The sequence below is a fragment of the Shinella sp. HZN7 genome (assembly GCF_001652565.1).
GTDB classification, from domain to species: Bacteria; Pseudomonadota; Alphaproteobacteria; order Rhizobiales; family Rhizobiaceae; genus Shinella; species Shinella granuli.
The window spans coordinates 253,759-274,087 of record NZ_CP015739.1; the positions used below are offsets into that span (position 1 = coordinate 253,759).

A 20,329-nucleotide genomic window follows, 5' to 3' on the forward strand; every position below is an offset into this window, starting at 1 on the left:
CGTCAGGCTGCGAGGTCTCTGAGGACGGTTTGCAGGATGCCGCCGTTGTTCATGTATGTGACCTCGTCGAGGGTATCGATGCGGCAGAGCAGCGGGACGTCCCTGACGGTGCCGTCGGCATAGGTGATCCTGGCGATCTTCTTCTCGCGCGGCTTGATGTCGCCTTCCAGGCCCTCGATGGTGACGGTCTCGTCGCCCTTCAGGTCGAGGGAGGCCCAGGTCGTGCCGTCCTCGAAGACGAAGGGCACGACGCCCATGCCGACGAGGTTGGAGCGGTGGATGCGCTCGAAGGACTGGGCGATCACGGCCTTGACGCCGAGAAGGTTGGTGCCCTTGGCCGCCCAGTCGCGCGAGGAACCGTTGCCGTATTCCACGCCCGCGAAGATGACGAGCGGAACGCCCTCCTCCTTGTACTTCATCGCCGCGTCGTAGATCGACATCTCCTCCTTCGTCGGATAGTGGATCGTGTAGCCACCCTCCTTGCCGTTCGGCCCCAGCATGTGGTTGCGGATGCGGATATTGGCGAAGGTGCCGCGCATCATCACCTCATGGTTGCCGCGCCGCGTGCCGTACTGGTTGAAGTCGGCGACGCCGACGCCATGGCCGATCAGGTAGCTGCCGGCAGGCGAGGCCGCCTTGATCGAGCCGGCCGGCGAGATGTGGTCGGTGGTGATCTTGTCGCCGAACAGGCCCAGCACCCGCGCGCCCCTGATGTCGGAAAGGCCCGAGCCGGTCTTGCCCATGCCGACGAAGTAGGGCGGGTTCTGCACATAGGTCGACTGGTCGTCCCAGGCATAGGTCTGGCCCGCCGGCACCTGCACGGCCTGCCAGTTGGCGTCGCCCTTGAACACGTCGGCATATTTGGAGGCGTAGAGCTCGCGCGTGACATACTTCATGATGAAGGCCTGGATCTCCTGCGAGGAGGGCCAGATGTCCTTGAGGTAGACGGGCTTGCCGTCCCTGTCCTCGCCGAGCGGCTCGCTCGTCAGGTCCTTCTGCACGGAGCCGGCCAGCGCATAGGCGACGACGAGTGGCGGGGAGGCGAGGTAGTTCGCCTGCACGTCCGGCGAGATGCGGCCCTCGAAGTTGCGGTTGCCCGACAGGACGCCCGCGGCGATCAGCCCCTTGTCGTTGATCGTCCTGGAGACCGGACCCGGCAGCGGGCCGGAATTGCCGATGCAGGTCGTGCAGCCGAAGCCGACGAGGTTGAAGCCGAGCGCGTCGAGATCGGCCTGCAGGCCGGACTTGGCAAGGTATTCGCCGACGACCTGCGATCCGGGCGCCAGCGACGTCTTCACCCACGGCTTGGTCTTCAGGCCCTTGGCGACCGCGTTGCGGGCCAGAAGCCCGGCGGCGATCAGCACCGACGGGTTCGACGTGTTGGTGCAGGACGTGATGGCGGCGATCGCCACGTCGCCATGGCCGAGATCGTAATCCGTGCCCTCGACCGGATAGCGGTTCTCGAGCTGGCCCGGCTTCTTGTAGTCGTTCTCCATCGCGCTCGCAAAGCCCGAGGCGATGTTCTCCAGCGGGATGCGGCCTTCCGGGCGCTTCGGGCCGGCCATGGCCGGAACCACGTCGCCGAGGTCGAGCTCCAGCGTGTCGGTGAAGACGAGGTCGGAGCCGTCGCCGTCACGCCACATGCCTTGAGCCTTCGAATAGGCCTCGACCAGCGCGATGCGCTGTTCTTCGCGGCCCGACATGGTGAGGTAGTTGACCGTCTCGGCATCGACCGGGAAGAAGCCGCAGGTCGCGCCGTATTCCGGACCCATATTGCCAATCGTCGCGCGGTCGGCCAGCGTCATGTTGTCGAGGCCGGGGCCGAAGAACTCGACGAACTTCGACACCACGCCCTTCTTGCGCAGCATCTGCACGACCATCAGCACCAGGTCGGTCGCCGTCACGCCTTCCTTCAGCTTGCCCGTCAGCTTGAAGCCGATGACCTCGGGCAGCAGCATGGAGACCGGCTGGCCGAGCATGGCCGCCTCCGCCTCGATGCCGCCGACGCCCCAGCCGAGCACGCCGAGGCCGTTGATCATCGTCGTGTGGCTGTCCGTGCCCACGCACGTATCCGGGTAGGCGACGATCTCGCCGTCTTCGTCCTTGGTCCAAACCGTCTGGCCCAGATATTCCAGATTGACCTGATGACAGATGCCCGTGCCCGGCGGAACGACGCGGAAGTTCTTGAACGCCTGCTGGCCCCACTTCAGGAAGCGGTAGCGCTCGCCGTTGCGCGCGTATTCCAGCTCCACGTTGCGGGCAAAGGCGGTCGGCGTGCCGAACTCGTCGACGATGACCGAATGGTCGATGACGAGGTCGACGGGCACCAGCGGGTTGATCTTCTCCGGATCGCCGCCGAGCGAGACCATCGCATCGCGCATCGCCGCAAGGTCGACCACCGCCGGAACGCCGGTAAAATCCTGCATCAGGACGCGCGCCGGGCGATAGGCGATCTCGTTCTCCACCGTGCCCTTGTTGGAAAGCCATGCGGCGACCGACAGGATGTGCTCCTTCGTCACCGAACGACCGTCCTCGAAGCGCAACAGGTTCTCCAGCAGCACCTTCATCGAATAGGGCAGCTTCGAGACCCCGGCAAGCCCGTTCGCCTCGGCCTTCGGCAGGCTGTAATACACATAGTCGGTGCCGTTCACCGTCAAGGTCGAACGACAATTGAAACTGTCTAGGGATCTGGACACGTTATACCCCGTTCCGTCTGGTCGCCAGAAACTGACGTACGAACGCCCGCGCGCCAAAGCGCCTGTCGGGATGCGGGTGCGGCCATTTCCGCTGTCCGTACCCGGAATTCACTCCCGTGTTCGGCGCTGAACATCAAATTCACGCCGACCGCTGGCGTGTCGCCGGCGTTATAGATAATTTCCGCATCGCCCGCTACATCAATGTATCCATTTGCATACTGCCGTTCGGCGAACGGGGCTTCTCCAATTGCGAGGCCCTGTTTTCATTTCCGATTTACCGATCGATGCCGTGCGGCGGCGGCCGTCCTCTCGTCATCCGCTTGACTGTATACAAATGTGTGCAATAAAGCAGGTGAGGTGCAGCAAAGTGAAACGGTTCCGGCATGCTTGACGGCTCGACAGACTACGACGTGCTCATCGCAGGCGGCGGCAATGCCGCGCTCTGCGCGGCGATCAGCGCCCGGCGGGCCGGCGCGCGGGTGCTCGTCGCCGAGGGCGCACCGCGCTTCTACCGGGGCGGCAACACGCGCCACACCCGCAACATGCGCTGCGCGCACGATGCGGCGACCGAAACGCTTTCCGGCCCCTACAGCGAGGAGGAGTTCTTCGACGACCTGCTGCGCGTGACCGGCGGCCGGACGGACGAGGCCCTGGCGCGCATGATGATCGCCGAATCCAAGGAGATGCTGACCTGGATCGTCGAGCAGGGCGTGCGCTTCCAGCCCTCCCTCGGCGGTACGCTCAGCCTCGGGCGCACCAATTCCTTCTTTCTCGGCGGCGGGCGGGCGATGCTCAACGCCCTTTACCGGACGGCCGAAAGCCTTGGCGTCGAGATCGTCTATGACGCCGAAGTCGTGGACCTTGCGATCGAGGGCGCGCGGTTCCGCTCCGCCACCGTGCGGCATGCGGGCAAGGACGTCTCCATCCGCGCAAAGACCTTCATCGCGGCCAGCGGCGGCTTCGAGGCGAATATCGACTGGCTGAAGGAGGGCTGGGGCGAGATTGCCGAAAACTTCCTCATTCGCGGCACGCCCTACAATCGCGGCACGGTGCTGCGGATGCTGATCGACAGGGGCGTGATGCAGATCGGCGATCCCACCCAGTGCCATGCCGTCGCGATCGACGCGCGTGCGCCGAAATTCGACGGCGGCATCATCACGCGCCTCGACTGCGTCGTCTTCGGCATCGTCGTCAACAGGCATGCCGAGCGCTTCTATGACGAGGGCGAGGATGTCTGGCCGAAGCGCTATGCCATCTGGGGGCGGCTCGTCGCCGCCCAGCCGGGCCAGATCGCCTATATCGTCTTCGACGCGCCCTCGCTCGAACTCTTCATGCCCTCGCTCTTCCCGCCGGTAGAAGCCGAGACGATCGGCGAACTTGCCGAGAAGCTGGGCCTTTCACCCGCTGCGCTGGAGCGTACCGTCGCCGGTTTCAATGCCGCGGTCCGGCCCGGCACCTTCGACCATGCCGCCCTCGACGACTGTCGCACCGAGGGCCTCGAACCCGCCAAGACCCACTGGGCGCGGCGCATCGAGACGGCGCCCTTCTATGCCTATCCGGTCCGGCCGGGCATCACCTTCACCTATCTCGGCGTCAAGGTGGACCGTGCGGCGCGCATGGTGATGGCGGATGGGCACCCGGCGGCCAACATGTTCGCCGCCGGCGAGATCATGGCCGGCAACGTGCTCGGCCAGGGTTATGCCGCCGGCATCGGCATGACGATCGGCAGCGTCTTCGGCCGCATTGCCGGGCGGGAGGCCGCCCGTCTCGTTTCGTCCGCAAGCCAGTCCCCGGAGGCCGCATGAACATCCACACCTCCCTCCCGCCGGCCCATGCGACGGCAAGCCTTGCCGAGGCGGACCGTCTGATGACGGTCTGCAATTCCTGTCGCTATTGCGAGGGGCTCTGTGCCGTCTTTCCGGCCATGGAGATGCGGCGGGCCTTTTCGGACGGCGATCTCAACTATCTTGCCAATCTCTGTCACAGTTGCGGCGCCTGCTTCCACGATTGCCAGTTCTCGCCGCCGCACGAATTCGATGTGAACGTGCCGAAGACGCTGGCGATCGTGCGCAACGATTCCTACCGGGCCTATGCCTGGCCGCGCGCCTTTTCCGGCCTGTTCCATCGCAACGGCTTGGCGATCAGTCTGATCGCGGCGCTGAGCGTCGCGCTCTTCATTGCCGGCTTTGCCGCCTGGCACGATCCCGCCGTGCTCTTCGGCGTGCATACCGGTCCCGGCGCCTTCTACAAGCTGATGCCGCACAATGCGATGGCGCTGCTCTTCGGCGCGGCCTTCGCCTATGCCGTGGTGGCGATGGCGATGGGCATCCGCAATTTCTGGAAGGATATCGGCGAGCCCGCCGGCACGCTCGGGGAACCCGCCTCGATCTGGCAGGCAGTCCGCGATGCGGGAAGCCTGCGGTATCTCGACGGCGGCGGGGTCGGCTGCATGAACGAGGATGACCGGCCGACCGACCGGCGGCGCCTCTACCATCACATGACGTTCTACGGCTTCCTCCTGTGTTTTGCCGCGACCTCGACGGCGACGCTCTACCACTACCTTCTCGGCCTCGAAGCCCCCTACCCCGTCTATGATCTCCCGGTCGTGCTCGGCACGCTCGGCGGCATCGGGCTCCTCGTCGGGCCGGCGGGCCTGCTCCATGCGAAATGGCGGCGCGATCCCGTTCTCAAGGACGGTTCGCGCACCGGCATGGACGTCGCCTTCCTCGTCATGCTGTTCCTGACGAGCCTGACCGGCCTCCTGCTGCTCGTCCTGCGCGCCACGCCAGCCATGGGCCTGCTGCTCGCCCTGCATCTCGGTGTCGTCTTCAGCCTGTTCGTCACCATGCCCTATGGCAAGTTCGTGCACGGCATCTACCGCTTCCTCGCGCTGGTGCGCTATGCGAAGGAGAAGCGGCAGATCGACGGAGCCTGAAGCCTATCGGAACCATGACGCCGTTGCCGTGGTGGGCTCGCGACGGCGGACCCTGGCTTTGTTCGTGGTGCCTGCGCTTCGTCGCGCTTGAACAGGCGATGCCGGTAACTTATGGCCTTTCCGGCAGCGGCGGGAATGTGCTGCAAGGGCTGCCGCCTTCGTCCTCCAGCGCATCGACGACGTGATCGATCTTGCCTTCAGGGTGCCGGCATCATGAACATCAGGCAGCTCGAAGGAGAAGAAGGACGGCAAACCCTATGTCTGCCCCATTCCGGCCGGGATGAAGCCGACCGAAAAGCGATCGTGAGGACGCCCTCTCAGGAATGGACGGTGATTTCCGGCCCGGTCATCCTTCCCCGTCATCCGCCGGGGCCGGAAGGGTTTCATCGACCATTTCCTTGCGGCTCAGCAGTCCGGCATCTTCCAGCGCCTCGATATCCGGCAGGTCGCGCAGCGTCTCCATGCCAAAGGCGGAGAGGAACTGTTTGGTCGTCACATAGGTATAGGGCGCGCCCGGCGTCGGGCTGCGCGGTCCGGAGCCGATGAAGCCGATATTGCGCAGGGCGCCGATCGTGTCGCGGCTGACCTCCTTGCCGAAGATCTTCGACAGTTCGCTCCGCGTGACCGGCTGGAAATAGCCCACCGCCATCAGCACCATCGCCTCGAATTCCGAAAGCAGCGCCCCGCCCCCGCGCGTGGGCGTGGAGGACGCCCGGATCGCATCGGTGTAGCGTGGGCGCGTCCGGTGCTGCCAGCCGCCGGCGACGGCGACGATCTCGTAGGGACGCCCGTGCAGGTCTTCCTTGAGATCGTCGATGAGGAGGTCGATGCTGCAATCCCTGCCGACGATGCGGGACAGCGTCTCGCGTGTGACCGGTTCGGCCGAGGCGAAGATGACGGCCTCGATGCGCAGCATCCATTCCCGCCAGCGCAGGTCCGGCGGCAGGTCCTCCAGCTCGCGGTCGAAGAGGATTTCCTTCTCCGTCTTCGCCTTGCCGGCGCGCGGTGCCCTGGGAGCGGTCGATCCGGTCATCGTCACAGCCCGAAGATCCGGAAGGAGGTGCGGCCCGACAGTTCACGCACGGCGCCGAACCCTTCCAGCCGCTCGAACAGCCGCGTGCTGGCCCAGCGGGAGAGGTTGGTGCTGCGTGCGGAGGCCGAGATGGCGTCCTCGTCGAGCAGCTTGCGGATGACGGCGCCGGCCCCCTTGGTGCGCACCTTCGGCGCGGCGGCAAGAAGCTGTTCGGCACGACGCGCAACCTCGCCGGCCGAGCGCAGCGCGGCCCCGGCACCCTCGGCCAGCGCGAGGCAGACGGCGCGCTCGAAGCCCGGTTCGCCGGGGCGCACACGCCCCCTCCCCCGAGCGTGCGGAAGGCCGGACCATGGCGTTCGGCCATCAACAGCGGCACGGCATGCTGCCATTTGAGCTTTTCCGCGATCATCGCATCGCCGAGCGCCCAGGCGAGGGCTTCGGCGTCCGGCCGCTCGGCATGGATGGCGGCCACGAGCTCGGCCGCGGCGAAGGGCGCCGGGCGACCCGACTGGAGGATCGCGTCGGCATGATCGACGGCCGCACCGAGCCGCGCGTCCCAGGCAAGGCCGAAGAGATCGGCAAGCTCGGCGACGAATTTCGAGGTGATGGCGCCCTTGCGGCCGGCGAGCCTGCTAAAAGCGAGGAAGAGTTTTCCGGCCGGGCCCGGATCGTCGCCCGGTGCCGTCAGCAGGGCCGCATCGCGCAGGGCCGCCTCGTCCTCTCCCCTGCCCGCCAGCCGGACGGCGGCGACGGCGCAGGCAAGCGCCTGGCGCGCGCGCCAGCAGCCGGCCCAGACAGGCTCGGCGCGAACGAGGTCGTCCAGGGTTTTCAGGGCGATGCCGGCGGCGAAGGCGGCGTCGAGTTCATCCGGGGTCAGGCCGCGCGGCTGCGCCCAGCCGGGCAGATGCGTGGGCGGCAGGACGACGGGAACAGGTGGGCGTGCGCGCGAATCCATGTCGGCGAGTTTACATGGCGCGTGCGGTTTGTGCTGTTTTTTCCAGCGCATTCGCACAGCTTTTCGATTTTTCCCGTCGGACGCCCGCCTAATGAACCGTTAAGGCGGTTGGTACGACTTTAAATGTATATTAATGCAAATTTAATCGCGTGCCGGTGCTTGCCCAGTCTTTCCTTGGTTTCCCGGCCGTCTGCATGCAGGCTCCCTCCCGTCAGCGCGCAGGGATCCGCCCTTCGTTGCGGCGACAGGGCCTGGATTGCTGTGGAATGATCTCGTTCGTCATCCGACTGAAGAGCCGCGCGCATTTCGTCCTCGACCGGGGCCGGCACGCCAGGGGCGAGGCATTCGTCCGCACCAATGCGCGCCGCAGGAAGCAGGCGCGGCAGCGGGTGGCGATCATGATCGCGATCTTTTCGGCGGTCTATCTGGTGATCGGCGGGCGCCTTCTGCAATACGGCCTTTCCGAGCCTGTCCTTTCCGCGTCGATCGGCGGCAATGGCCATGCGATCGCCTCACGCCCCAACATCACGGACCGCAATGGCGAGCTGCTGGCGACGGACCTCCACATGGTCTCGCTCTATGCCGATCCCCGCCGCATCGTCGATGCCGACGAAGTGGTCGAAAAGCTCGCCCTCGTCATTCCCAACCTCGACTGGGGCGATACGCACAGGAAGCTGCGCTCCCCCAGCGCCTTCCAGTGGCTGCGGCGGCAACTGACGCCCAGGCAGCAGGCCGAGATCCTGGCGCTCGGGCTTCCGGGCATCGGCTTCCGGCCAGAGAAGCGGCGGTTCTATCCGGGCGGCGCCACCGCCTCGCATATTGTCGGCCATGTCAATGTCGACAACCAGGGCCTTGCGGGCATGGAGCGCTATCTCGACCAGCAGGGGCTGGCGGACCTCCGGGCCGCCGGGCTGACCGACGATGCCCACCTGGCGCCGGTCCGGCTGTCGATCGACCTTCGCGTCCAGAACATCGTGCGCAACGTCGTTGCCAAGGCGATGACCGACTACGAGGCGGAAGCGGCCGGCGCCGTCATCCTCGACGTGGAGACCGGCGAGGTGCTGGCCATGGCCTCGGTGCCCGACTACGACCCGAACGCGCCGTCCCGCACCCTGGCGGATGGAAGCGTCGACAGGAACTATGAGAAAGGCTGGTTCAACCGCATCAGCAACGCGACCTTCGAGATGGGGTCGACCTTCAAGAGCTTCACCCTGGCGATGGGGCTCGATGCGGGCAAGATCACGCTGAACTCCGTCGTCGATGCCTCCCGCCCGATCCGCATGGGCGGCTTCACCATCCGGGATTTCAGGGGCAGGAACCGCCCGCTCTCCATCCCGGAAGTGTTCCAGTATTCCTCCAATATCGGCACCGCCGCGGTGGCCGACATGGTCGGCATCGACGGCCACCAGCAGTTCCTCACCCGGCTCGGCCTGTTGTCGAAGCTGGCGACGGAGATGCCGGGCGTCGCGACGCCGACCCAGCCGCGCACATGGAAGAAGATCAATTCCGTCACGATCTCCTTCGGCCACGGGGTTGCCACTACGCCCCTGCAGACCGCCGTCGCGGCCGCCGCGCTGGTGAATGGCGGCTACCTCATCCCGCCGACCTTCCTTCCGCGTACGAAGGACGAGGCGCAGGCGCTCGCGACCCGCGTCCTCAAGGAAACGACGAGCGCGGACATGCGCTTCCTCTATGACTGGAACGGACAGAGGGGATCGGGCCGAAACGCGCAGGTCGACGGCTTCCTTGTCGGCGGCAAGACCGGGACGGCCGACAAGGTCATCAACGGACGCTACGCCAAGAACATCAATTTCAACGCCTTCGTCGCCGCCTTTCCGATGGACAGGCCACGATACATCGTCCTTTCCATCATCGATGCGCCCCGGACGGGCGAAAACGGCGGGCGAACCGCGGCGTCCACCGCGGCGCCGATGATCAAGGCCATAATCCAGCGCGTCGCGCCCCTTCTCGGCGTTCAGCCGCGCTTTGGCACGCCGGAGGCGGAGATGCGGCTGGTCGATTATTAGGTTTGCCGTTCTACTGCCGCGGGGCGCTTAGGATCGAAGCGGCCTATAACGGCCATGTCCGCACCACGATCGATTTTCTCGGGGAGATGCAGGTCAATATCGATATTGCGGCTGCGCGGGGTCGGCGCCGCGCATATCGCGGTAGCCAACACGACGCCCGTCACGCTGCTCACCCCGTCCGACGAAGACGACCTTCTCTATATCGGCATCGCCGGTGGCAATCGGCGGCGAGCCAGCCGCTTCGGCATGTCGCGGCCGATGTCGGTTATGGCCCGCCAGGTTATGCGTCTTCTCGGCGTGCTTGAGAACCGCAATGTCAGGGCGCGACGCGGCGGGCGACGGAGCGGCTTCGCTTGTCCAGCGCCAGGGTGAGAGCGCCGGTGATCTCCTCGTCGCGGAAGGGCTTGTTCACCACCGCCAGCGCACCGTCGAAACCCTGTTGCACCGATGTCGGGTCGCCCGTCACGAAAATGACGTCGATGCCGAAGCGGTCGATCAGCCGCCGCGCGAGAAGCTGGCCGCTGTTTCCGTCGGAAAGGTTGAGATCCACCAGTGCTATGTCGGTGCGCGGGGCATAGGCAAGGGCCTGCTCCACGGTCGACACCGGGCCGATGGCTTCATGGCCCCCGTTTTCCACCACGTCTTCAAGAAGTTTGGCGATCAGGAATTCGTCCTCGACGATCAGAACGCGCATCGGCTCCTCCCGTTCAACGCGTCAGGCGGATTTCGAAGCGTGCTCGGGCTTGCCCTTGCGCTTCGTTGAAGCGAGTTCCTTCAGCTCGCTCTGCGACATGGATTTTTCCATGCTGCGCGAGGCGCCCTTCAGTTCGCTCTTCTTGATGTCGCCGCGCTTGGCGGCCAGTGCGGCCCCGGCAGCCTTCTGCTGCGCTTTCGATTTTGCAGGCATGGAACACCCTCCTTGTGGGAATATTCCCAGCAAACCCGCAGGCCTTCCAAATGTTCCCTCGATATCGGCGGGTTTTAGCGGCGGCAGGGCATGTCGGTTTCCGGTTTTTTGGGAACCAAGCGGGCGCGCTTGCGTTTCTTGAAAAGACGAAGCCCGTTCGCAGGAGTTCAACGTGCGCCAGAAGAAGAAGCCGCTTGCCCGCAAACCCGCCGTCACCCCCGAGGCCGACCTGAGGAACACCCGCAAACACCGCAATTCCTGGGAACCGCAGGTGATCGTGCCGCAACAGGTCGATCTGCCGCTCATCCGGCAGGATCACGAGGAAGTGGTCGTGCCCGCCGCGCCGAACGGCCGCAGCCTCGTCAACGGACGGCTGTGAAGGGGCGACGGACATGCTTGTGAAGGACGTGATGTCCGCCCAGATCGTGACCGTCTCTCCCAATGACACCGCCCAGTCGGCCGCACGGCTGATGCTTGAAACCGAAGTGGGTGCCCTGCCGGTCGAAGTGCCGGGCGTCGGCGCCATCGTCGGTATCATCACGGATCGCGATATCGTTGTCTCGGTCCTCGGGCGGGGGCATTCCACCTCCATGGCGATTGCCGAATTCATGACCGTGTCGCCTGAAGTGTGTAACGAGGGCGATGACACGGCAATGGTGGCGGCCCGCATGCGCGAACTCGGTGTGCGCCGTCTCGTGGTGGTGAACGACGACCGGCGGGTCGTCGGCATCGTCAGTCTGGTCGACATTCCCACCGAAAGACCCGCGACGGAGGAACGGCAATGACCATCTTTGCGACCGATCGGCTGTGGGATGAGGCCGTCGTGCTTGAGAGCGGCAGGCAGGTGCTTCGCGTGCAGAGCACGCGAGACGCCCTCCTGTGCCTGAAGAACCATTGGCCGATCGAAGACGGACCTGCAGCGCTGATGGCCAGAAGCGTCTGCGAGCAGGGGCTGACGAGTGACGACGACCCGGCCTTCGCGCGCCGCGCCTTCATCGAGGCGGCGAAGGAAGCCGGTTTCCGCGTGAATTCATGGACGACGACATAGATCGCCGCCACCACCGAAGGGACATCATCGTGAATGACGAGCGACAGGAATGGATCAGCAAGCGCGCCTATGGCCTGTGGGAGGCGGAAGGACGCCCGCACGGCAAGGATCGTGAACATTGGGAACAGGCGGCGCGCGAGCGCGCCGAACTGGAACGGGTCGCCCTGCCCGAGCATCTGAAGACGAAACGCAATTCCAACGAGGCCGACGACGCCACCCGCAAGGCCGTCGACGCGATCCGCCGGCCGCGGCGGAAAGACGACGAGGCACTTGCGCTTCGCCACTAGAGCAATTCCAGCAAAAGTGCGAAGCGGTTTTGCGTCCGGAACTGCGTTAGAATTGAAGAGTTGGGGCATTTTCGCGATTCGAAAAAAGCGGAAATGCTCCAATGCGAGCATCTCTAACCCTGCTGCGCCCTTTTGCGGGTTTCGAGAAAGCGCAGAAGGCGTTCCTCTTCCACCCGCAATCCTGAAATGTCGAGCGCGGGGCGCCGCAGCGCAAGGCCGAGGATCTCCGGTTTTTCGGCGAGCGCGATGATGTCCGGATGGATGTAGCTCGACCGGGCAATGGCCGGCGTGTTGTGCAAGCTTTCCGCCGCCGCGTCGGCCATGCCCTTGATCGTCGGGCGGTTGCCCTCTTCGATCGCATGGCGAGCATGGGCGAAGGCAACGAGGCTGCCGGCCCAGGTGCGGAAGGTCTTCGCCGAAATGGCGATGCCGGAAATCTCGGCGAGATAGGCATTGAGCCGGCCGGAATCGATCGGCCGGACAAGATCACCCTCGTCCTTCCACACGAAGAGCTGGCGGCCTGGCAGGTCGGCGCACTCTTCGAGCAGGCGCTGGAGGCGGGGATGCTTCAGCGTGCGGCGCACGCGTTTGCCGCCCTTGGCGGTGAAGCGCAGCGCGATGCGCCCGTCGGTAAGGGTCACGTGGCGCTTGAGCAGTGTTGTCGCACCGTAGGTCTTGTTCTCGACCGCATAGGCCCGGTTGCCGACACGAAGCTGGGCTTCGTCGAGCAGCACGGTGATTGCCGCCAGCATCGTGTCCACAGCGCCGGCCTCGCCTTCAAGATCACGCTTCACCGCACGTCGCAGTTTCGGCAGCGCGCGGCCGAAGGCGATGAGCTGGCCGAACTTGTCGCCGCTCTTCAGCGCCTGCCAGTCGGGATGATAGCGATACTGCTTGCGCCCGCGCGCATCGTAGCCGGTCGCCTGCAGGTGGCCGTTGGCCTCGATGCAGATCCAGACATTCTCGTAGGCCGGCGGCAGGCCGAGGGCGGTGATGCGTGCCTTCACGGCAGCGTCGCGCAGGAGCGCGCCGTCGGGCAGGCGATAGCAGAAGCCGCGGCCGGTCCGCTGGCGCCGGATGCCCGGTTCGCTGTCGCTGACATAGACGAGACCGGTCTCCTTCAGGTTTTCCGGCGCCATGGTCGATCGTTATCCCGCAGGTTCGAAGACGGCGATGCTTGCGCCGGCGACCATGACGGGGCCATCCGCAGGATGTTCGGTGAAGGCGCCGTCTTGCGATCCCGTGTCGAGCGTCCGCTTCCATGCCGTGATGCCGTTTGCGGCGGGCAGCATGACGTCGCAATCCCCGCCTGCATTGAAGACCATGAAGAGCTGGTCCGCCCCTTCCCCGTTGGCCGGTTTTGCGAGGAAGAGGCCGAGGGTGCGCAGATTGCCGTCCGTCCAGGCAGCATCGGTCATGTCGCCGCCGTCCGGCTTGTACCAGGCGATCTCGACTGTGCCGCCCTCCCCCGCCTCGCCCGTCAGGAACCGCTCCTGCCGGAGCACCGGATGGGCCTTGCGGAAGGCGATGGCGCCCTTGCAGAAATTGAGGAATGGATCGTCTAGACCGTTCCAGTCTGTCCAGCCGATCGCGTTGTCCTGGCAATAGGCGTTGTTGTTTCCGCTCTGGCTGTTGCCGAGCTCGTCGCCGCCGAGCAGCATCGGCACGCCCTGGCTGAGCAGCAGGGTCGCGATCATGTTGCGCCGGCGACGGTCGCGCGCCGCGCGGATGGCCTCGTCCTCGGTCGGCCCTTCGGCGCCCATATTGTGCGAGTGGTTGGCGGAATGGCCGTCGCGGTTGTCCTCGCCATTGGCCTCGTTGTGCTTGCCGTCATAGGAGACGGTGTCCATGAGCGTGAAGCCGTCATGGGCGCTGATCAGGTTGACCGACGAGGTGGCGCCGCGGTCGGAATGGTGGAACTGCGGAGCCGAGCCGGTGAGCCGTGCCGCAAGCCCCGAAACGAGGCCGTCATCGCCCTTCCAGAAGCGGCGCACGTCGTCGCGGTACTTGTCGTTCCATTCCCGGAAAGGATGCGGGAAACCGCCGACCTGGTAGCCGCCGTCGCCGACGTCCCACGGTTCGGCGATCAGTTTCACGCCGGAAAGCATCGGGTCCTGCCGGATCGCATCGAAGAACGTGCCTTGGCGGTCGAACTCGATGTGCCGCGTGCGGCCGAGGGTGCTGGCCAGATCGAAGCGGAAGCCGTCGACATGCATGATGCCGACCCAGTAGCGCAGGCTGTCGAGCACCATGCGGAGCACCATCGGATGGGCGATGTTGAGCGTGTTGCCGGTGCCCGTCGTGTCATAGGTGTGGCGCCGGTCGTCCGGCGACAGGCGGTAATAGCTGAGATTGTCGAGCCCGCGGAAGCTGAGGGTCGGGCCGCGCTCGGAACCTTCGGCCGTGTGGTTGTAGACGACATCCATGATCACCTCGATGCCGGCGGCATGGAAGCGTTTCACCATGGTCTTGAACTCGATGACGGCACGGCCGGAGAGGAAACGCGGCTGCGGCGCGAAGAAGCCGAGAGTCTGGTAGCCCCAATAGTTGCGCAGGCCTTTTTCCAGGAGATGGCGGTCGTCGGGAAAATACTGGATCGGCAGGAGTTCGATGGCGGAAATGCCGAGGTCGACGAGATGCTCGATGATCGGGTCGCTCGCCATGCCCATGAAGGTGCCGCGCAGCTCTTCCGGCACGCCCGGATGGTTCATCGTCATGCCGCGCACATGCGCCTCGTAGATGATCGTCTCGGTCCAGGGCCGGCGGATGGCGGCATCGCCCGCCCAGTCGAAATCCGGATCCTGTACCACGCCCTTGACCATGAAGGGCGCGCTGTCGCGATCGTCGAAGGAAAGGTCTTCCTCCGGATCGCCGATGCGGTAGCCGTAGAGCGCATCGTCCCAGGCTATCTCGCCGATGATCTCCTTGGCATAGGGATCGAGCAGCAGCTTGTTCGGATTGAAGCGGTGGCCGTTCTTCGGATCGTAGGGGCCTTGCGCCCGGTAGCCGTAGACGGTGCCAGGCTTCAGGCCGGCAATATAGCCGGACCAGATGCCGCCCTCGCGCTTGGGGAGCGGCAGGCGCGCCGTCTCCTCCTTGCCGTCGTCGGAAAACAGGCAGAGCTCCATCTGTTCAGCGTGGGCAGAGAACACGGCGAAATGCGTGCCCTCGCCGGTGAATTCGGCGCCGAGTTCCGGCTTCATGAAATCGAGTTCGGAAAATGAATAGCCCATGTGATGTCCCCTTCGGTCGAGCATGCGGCTCCAGAAGCCCGGACCGCCGCCGCGGATGTTCCATCGCGACCTGCGACGGGTTTGGGAAGTGCCGGTCGGGGGTGCGAAGAGAACGATGGTGCAATGCGAAAAGGCGCGATTTGTTCCGGAACATTTTCGTCGCCGCCCGGTTCCCTCCCCTATTACGCCACGAGAGGATCCGCATGACGCAGACATCGTCGACGCCGGGACGCTGGGGACCGAGCCTCATCGAGGACGGCCGGGTGCAATTCCGCCTCTGGGCGCCTGCCGAAGAAACGGTCACGCTGCTCGTCGGAGGAAACGAGATCGCCATGCGCCCGGCGGGTGAAGGCTGGCATACGGCCGAGACAGATCTTGCCCGGCCCGGCGACCGTTATTCCTTCCGCCTCCCCGATGGTCTCGTGATTCCCGATCCCGCCTCGCATGCGCAGGAGAAGGGTGTCGAAGGCCCGTCCATCGTCGTCGATCATGCCGGCCATGCCTGGCAAAACCCCGGCTGGAAGGGCCGTCCCTGGGAGGAGGCGGTGCTCTACGAGCTGCATATCGGCACCTTCACGCCGGAAGGCACCTTCCGTGCCGCCATCGACCGGCTTGCCCATGTCCGTGACGTCGGCATCACCGCCATCGAGATCATGCCCGTCGCGCATTTCGCCGGGCGACGCGGCTGGGGCTATGACGGCGTGCTGCACTATGCGCCGCACAGCGCCTACGGCACGCCCGATGACCTCAAGGCGCTGGTCGATGCCGCCCATGGCCATGGGATCATGGTCCTGCTCGATGTCGTCTACAATCATTTCGGCCCGGTCGGGAACATCCTGCCGCGCATCGCTCCGGCCTTCTTCCATCCCGAGCGCCATACGCCCTGGGGCGCAGCGCTTGCCTTCGAGCAGGAGCCGGTGCGCCGCTATTTCATCGACAATGCTCTGCAATGGATCGTCGACTACCGGTTCGACGGCCTGCGTCTCGATGCGACCGAGGAGATCAGCGACGAGAGCGAAAAGCATGTCCTCATCGAGATGGCGGAAGCGGTCCGGCAGGCCGTGCCGGACCGGCCGGTGCATCTCGTCGTCGAGGATCAGTTGAGCCGCAAGAGCCTCCTCAACCGCGATGGCGGCGTGGTGCGCCACTATACGGCCGGATGGAACGACGCGTTCCATCACGCCCTGCATGTCGTCGCCACCGGGGAGCGGCAGGGGCACTACGCGCCCTTCGCGGAAAACACCACGGCTCTCCTGCGTGAGGCGACGGCCAGGGGCTTCGTGCATGCGGATCGCAACCAGGACCGGGTGGGGCCGGCGCCGCAGGACCGCCTGCCGCCGCAGGTCAACGTCAATTTCCTGCAGAACCACGACCAGGTCGGCAACCGCGCCTTCGGCGACCGGCTCACGCAGATTGCCGATCCGGCGCTGTTCGACGTCATGACGGCGATGCTGTTGCTGGTGCCACCGGCCCCCATGCTTTTCATGGGCGAAGAATATGGCGAGGAACGCCCCTTCCTCTTCTTCGCCGATTTCACCGGCGATCTTGCCCAGGCTGTACGGCAGGGGCGCAAGCAGGAGGCGGAGAAGTTCGGCGGGCTGGAGGCGGACAAGACCCTGGACGGTCTTCCCGATCCGATCGCGGAGGAGACGATGCGGCGCTCGACGCTCGACTGGTCGCGCGCCGCCTCGCCCGATGGCCGGCGGCGGATGGATTTCGTGCGCTATCTCATCCGGCTCCGGCAGGCGCATGTCGCGCCGCTGCTCTCCGCGGCAGCCGCGCCGCAGATACTGCCTGCCGAGGACGGCGTTCTTGCCGTGGACTGGCATTTCTCTGCTGGGACGCTTCGCCTGCGCGTAAACCTGACGACTGAACGCAAGGCCTGGCCGGCGGCCGGCGGAGAGACGATCTTCGAACGGGGGGCGGACGGCGCGGCCGGGCCGGCGATTGCCGTCACCATCGATCGCGCCGGCAAGCCGCCGCGTGGAGCCGCCATTGGAACCAAAGTGCCGCTCGTCTGTTTCTAGAGCAGCGCCGTCGGACCCGGTTCGCCGGCGCGGCTTTAGAGCGTTGTTTTTATCGCAGTCCGGTGCCGAGGCGACATTTCTTTTTCCGGACATGCTCTCGTCAAAGCGCAGCAAGAGGTCCTCATGCCCATCGGCGACATCATGACCCGCAATGTCCATCTCGTCCGGCCCGAGGAGACCCTGCAATATGCCGCAAGCCTGATGGCGGAATGGGATATCGCCTTCCTGCCCGTGGCGGATGCCAGCGGTCTTGTCGGCACGCTTACCGATCGCGACATCATCCTGCGTGCCGTCGCGCCGGGGCTCGATGCGGAAACCACCAAGGTCAGCGACGTCATGACGACCAACATCACCTATTGCTTCGACGACGAGGAGCCGGAAAGCGTGCTGGCCAACATGCAGTCGCTGCATCTGCGCCGTCTTGCCGTGCTCGACCGCCAGAACCGGCTGGCCGGTGTCGTTTCGCAATCGGATTTCAAGCGCCGCCGGACCTGACCGTTGTGCACCGCCGGCCAGCGAGGCAATGTCTTGATCCCGATCCGTTCGACCTATCGCCTCCAGTTCCGCAACGGCCTGGATTTTGCCGCCGCCTGCCGGCTCGTGCCCTATCTCGAGGCGCTCGGTATCAGCCATCTCTATGCGTCTCCCGTCATGACGGCGGTCAGTGGCTCGACCCATGGCTATGACATCACCCATGCAAACGAAATCGATCCGTGCCTCGGCGGGCTCGACGGCCTGCGGCGCCTGTCGCGCGACCTGCACGACCGCGGCATGGGGCTCATCCTCGATATCGTTCCCAACCACATGGCCGCCCATCTGGAAAATCCCTGGTGGCGGAGTGTCGTGACATGGGGGCGGACAGTCCATATGCCCGGCATTTCGATATCGACTGGTCCGAGCGCCTGACGCTTCCCTTTCTCGGCAGCGGCTTCGACGCGGAGCTGGCAAACGGGGCGATAAGCCTTGCGCTCGACCCGCGCGACGGCGTGCTGGCGCTTCGCTATCACGAGACCTTCTATCCGCTGCATCCGCACAGCTATCTGCAGGTTCTGGCGGATGTGAGGTGGCCGGCCCTTGCGGATCTGTGCACGGCCGGCGCCGGCCTCCAGCCCGGGGACGAGGCGGAAAACCGGCGCCGCCTGTCCGGCGTGCTTGCGACCCCGGGCCATCGTGAGGCCATCGCCGAAGGATTGGAGGCGATATCGCGGGACGCCGCGCGGCTTCATGCAATACACGATGCCCAACCCTGGCGGCTGGCCGACTGGAAGACCGCCGGCCGGCACCTCAGCTATCGCCGCTTCTTCGAGATCGCCGGCCTGGTGGGCATGCGCGTGGAGGCTGTCGGCGTCTTCGAAGATACTCACCACCTGATCATCGAGCTGGTGCGCGAGGGGATACTGGACGGGCTCAGGATCGACCATGTCGACGGGCTTGCCGATCCTCTCGGCTATCTCAGGCGCCTGCGCGATGCCGTCGGCCCCGCGCCCTCCATCATCACGGAAAAGATCCTGGAGAGGAAGGAACCCTTCCCGACGGATTGGCCCGTCCAGGGCACGACCGGTTATGAATTCATCGGGGCGCTTGCGGATGTTCTCGTCGATGAATGGGGGCAGAAACGGCTGCAACAGGCTTTCACCGCATTGAAACCGCCGGACCGGCAGAATTCCTATTCCGAGGAGAGGCGGAGCGCCAAACGCCAGATGCTGATGGAGAACTTTGCGGGCGAGGTGGCGGGCGTCGCGCGCCTTGCAAGGGCGATCGCCGATGCGGACGGGCTGGAATTCGACCGTGGGGCACTGGCCGGGGCGATCCGCTCCCTTATCATCGCGCTGCCCGTCTACCGAACCTATACGACGGCGACCGTGGTGCCCGAAGGCGACCGCATCTTGGTGCAGGGTGTACGCAAGGACGCGATCGAGGCGGCGGAGGGGACGAACTCCGTTCCGCGATCGATTTTGTGGCCGGCCTTCTGGTCGACGATCCGCATCCTGCCGAAGCAGGTTCCCGCGCCGAATTCCGGCGGCGCTTCCAGCAACTCAGCGGCCCGATCATGGCAAAGGCGGTGGAAGACACCCTTTTCTATCGGGAAAACGCCGTCATCGCCCTGAATGAGGTCGGGGGCGATCCCGGTGTCGCGATCGGTGGCGTATCGGCCTTTGATGCCTTCATGGCGCACCGGGCCGAGACCATGCCGCACGGCCTGTCGGCAACCGCGACCCATGATACGAAGCGGGGCGAAGATGCCCGCGCCCGGCTTTACACGCTGACCGAAGCGCCGGACACCTGGATTGCCGCGACGCGGCGATGGAGCGCGCTCAACGCATCCCTGCGCACCATGTTCGATGGGCGAATGGTGCCGGAGCCGGAGGTGGAATGGCTCATCTATCAGGCGCTCGCCGGCATCTGGCCCTCCGGTGCCCCTGGCGATTCCGCTGTGCTGCAGGCACTGGCGGAGCGGATGAGGCTCTACGCCACCAAGGCCCTGCGCGAGGCGAAACTCGCCACGAACTGGACAGAACCCGATGCCGAATACGAACGGATGGTCGGCGTTTTCATCGACGGTCTCATGCGGCACGATGCCTTCCTGCGGGATTTCGACGCGACACTTGCCCCCTTCATCGACGCCGGCCGGGTGAATGCCCTCAGCCAGGCGATGATCAAGCTGACGGCGCCAGGCATTCCCGATCTCTACCAGGGCAGCGAGCGCTGCGATTTCTCCCTCGTCGATCCCGACAACCGGGCGATGCTGGATGTCGCCGGAATGGCGATCCCCGAAAGGCCCGAACCCGCCGGTGCGGCCTTTCCCCTCTACAAGCAATGGCTTACGGCGACCGTGCTGGCAGCAAGACGGAAGAGCCCCCTCCCCTTCTCGGGCCCTTACCAGCCCCTCGCCGTTTCCGGCGGCGACGGTGGTGCGCTTGCCTTCCTGCGCGGCACGCAGCAGGCCTTCGCGATCGTCGCCGTTCCCCGGCTCGCCTTCGGAAAGGTGGCGCCCGGCACCCTGCTGTTGCAGGATACGACCCTGCGCGAGATGGCCGCTGCCCTCCCCTCTCGCCTGGTTGGCCGCGTCGTGCGCTCCGTTCTCGATGGAGACACTTTCACGCTCGGCCAGGATCTCCCGCTTTTCCCCCTCTTCGCCAAGGCACCTGCGGCACTGCTCCTGTCGGTGGACCAGTAGGTA

18 protein-coding genes and 1 pseudogene are annotated in these 20,329 nt (G+C 65.4%); 12 read left to right on the forward strand and 7 right to left on the reverse strand.

Annotated features, from left to right (window positions below; all coding sequences use genetic code 11):
• Nucleotides 1-2: 2 nt before the first annotated feature.
• Entirely contained in the window at nt 3-2,696 is a 2,694-nt protein-coding gene (gene acnA / locus shn_RS28395; RefSeq protein ID WP_064331898.1) for an aconitate hydratase AcnA, read from the reverse strand.
• Between the two features lie 383 nt (nt 2,697-3,079).
• On the opposite strand from acnA, the gene tcuA reads away from it, so the two are divergent.
• Nucleotides 3,080-4,501, forward strand: a complete 1,422-nt coding sequence (tcuA, locus tag shn_RS28400; protein ID WP_064333888.1) for an FAD-dependent tricarballylate dehydrogenase TcuA — start codon at nt 3,080-3,082, stop codon at nt 4,499-4,501.
• Nucleotides 4,498-5,631, forward strand: coding sequence for a tricarballylate utilization 4Fe-4S protein TcuB (gene tcuB / locus shn_RS28405; RefSeq protein WP_064333889.1), 1,134 nt, complete (start codon nt 4,498-4,500; stop codon nt 5,629-5,631). Before tcuA ends, tcuB begins: the two co-directional genes overlap by 4 nt.
• 346 nt (nt 5,632-5,977) lie before the next feature.
• On the opposite strand, the gene shn_RS28410 is transcribed toward tcuB, so the two are convergent.
• Nucleotides 5,978-6,664 carry an SMC-Scp complex subunit ScpB gene (locus shn_RS28410; protein WP_064333890.1) on the reverse strand — a complete coding sequence of 229 codons (687 nt, stop codon included), beginning with the start codon at nt 6,662-6,664 and terminating at the stop codon, nt 5,978-5,980.
• Nucleotides 6,665-6,666: 2 nt separating this feature from the next.
• Nucleotides 6,667-7,670: pseudogene (locus shn_RS28415) on the reverse strand (DUF1403 family protein).
• A 215-nt stretch (nt 7,671-7,885) separates the two neighbouring features.
• Here shn_RS28415 and shn_RS28420 point away from each other — a divergent pair.
• Nucleotides 7,886-9,646, forward strand: coding sequence for a penicillin-binding protein 2 (locus tag shn_RS28420; RefSeq protein WP_064333891.1), 1,761 nt, complete (start codon nt 7,886-7,888; stop codon nt 9,644-9,646).
• Nucleotides 9,647-9,962: 316 nt separating this feature from the next.
• On the opposite strand, the gene shn_RS28425 is transcribed toward shn_RS28420, so the two are convergent.
• A complete protein-coding gene (locus shn_RS28425; protein ID WP_064333892.1) occupies nt 9,963-10,340 on the reverse strand; it encodes a response regulator in 378 nt (125 codons plus the stop codon).
• 21 nt (nt 10,341-10,361) lie between these two features.
• Nucleotides 10,362-10,553 (reverse strand): DUF3008 family protein, encoded by a 192-nt coding sequence (locus shn_RS28430; RefSeq protein WP_064333893.1) that lies wholly within the window; start codon nt 10,551-10,553, stop codon nt 10,362-10,364.
• A 172-nt stretch (nt 10,554-10,725) separates the two neighbouring features.
• On the opposite strand from shn_RS28430, the gene shn_RS28435 reads away from it, so the two are divergent.
• The 4 genes from shn_RS28435 to shn_RS28450 are packed head-to-tail and all read left to right on the forward strand — an operon-like array spanning nt 10,726 to nt 11,888.
• Nucleotides 10,726-10,932 (forward strand): hypothetical protein, encoded by a 207-nt coding sequence (locus shn_RS28435; RefSeq protein ID WP_064333894.1) that lies wholly within the window; start codon nt 10,726-10,728, stop codon nt 10,930-10,932.
• 13 nt (nt 10,933-10,945) lie between these two features.
• A complete protein-coding gene (locus shn_RS28440) occupies nt 10,946-11,338 on the forward strand; it encodes a CBS domain-containing protein (protein ID WP_064333895.1) in 393 nt (130 codons plus the stop codon).
• A gap of 2 nt (nt 11,339-11,340) precedes the next feature.
• Complete coding sequence (locus shn_RS28445; protein WP_145926090.1) at nt 11,341-11,601, forward strand: DUF982 domain-containing protein; 261 nt, start codon at nt 11,341-11,343, stop codon at nt 11,599-11,601.
• Entirely contained in the window at nt 11,586-11,888 is a 303-nt protein-coding gene (locus tag shn_RS28450) for a DUF2934 domain-containing protein (protein WP_145926086.1), read from the forward strand. Before shn_RS28445 ends, shn_RS28450 begins: the two co-directional genes overlap by 16 nt.
• A gap of 113 nt (nt 11,889-12,001) precedes the next feature.
• Here shn_RS28450 and shn_RS28455 read toward each other — a convergent pair whose 3' ends face one another.
• Complete coding sequence (locus shn_RS28455) at nt 12,002-13,027, reverse strand: DNA topoisomerase IB (RefSeq protein WP_064333897.1); 1,026 nt, start codon at nt 13,025-13,027, stop codon at nt 12,002-12,004.
• Nucleotides 13,028-13,036: 9 nt separating this feature from the next.
• Nucleotides 13,037-15,121, reverse strand: coding sequence for a glycogen debranching protein GlgX (gene glgX / locus shn_RS28460; RefSeq protein ID WP_064333898.1), 2,085 nt, complete (start codon nt 15,119-15,121; stop codon nt 13,037-13,039).
• Nucleotides 15,122-15,324: 203 nt separating this feature from the next.
• Between glgX and treZ the strand changes: the two genes are divergently transcribed.
• The 5 genes from treZ to shn_RS28485 all read left to right on the forward strand — a co-directional run bounded on the left by treZ (nt 15,325) and on the right by shn_RS28485 (nt 20,326).
• On the forward strand, nt 15,325-17,148 hold the full coding sequence (gene treZ, locus shn_RS28465) for a malto-oligosyltrehalose trehalohydrolase (RefSeq protein WP_064333899.1): 1,824 nt from the start codon (nt 15,325-15,327) through the stop codon (nt 17,146-17,148).
• Nucleotides 17,149-17,271: 123 nt separating this feature from the next.
• Nucleotides 17,272-17,643: a CBS domain-containing protein gene (locus tag shn_RS28470; protein WP_064333900.1), complete on the forward strand. Its 372-nt coding sequence runs from the start codon at nt 17,272-17,274 to the stop codon at nt 17,641-17,643.
• Between the two features lie 33 nt (nt 17,644-17,676).
• Nucleotides 17,677-18,054, forward strand: a complete 378-nt coding sequence (locus shn_RS37225) for an alpha-amylase family glycosyl hydrolase (protein ID WP_064333901.1) — start codon at nt 17,677-17,679, stop codon at nt 18,052-18,054.
• Nucleotides 17,997-19,256 carry a hypothetical protein gene (locus tag shn_RS37650; protein ID WP_064333902.1) on the forward strand — a complete coding sequence of 420 codons (1,260 nt, stop codon included), beginning with the start codon at nt 17,997-17,999 and terminating at the stop codon, nt 19,254-19,256. Before shn_RS37225 ends, shn_RS37650 begins: the two co-directional genes overlap by 58 nt.
• On the forward strand, nt 19,211-20,326 hold the full coding sequence (locus shn_RS28485) for a hypothetical protein (RefSeq protein WP_064333903.1): 1,116 nt from the start codon (nt 19,211-19,213) through the stop codon (nt 20,324-20,326). The genes shn_RS37650 and shn_RS28485 overlap by 46 nt, the downstream gene beginning before the upstream one ends.
• Nucleotides 20,327-20,329: the final 3 nt, after the last annotated feature.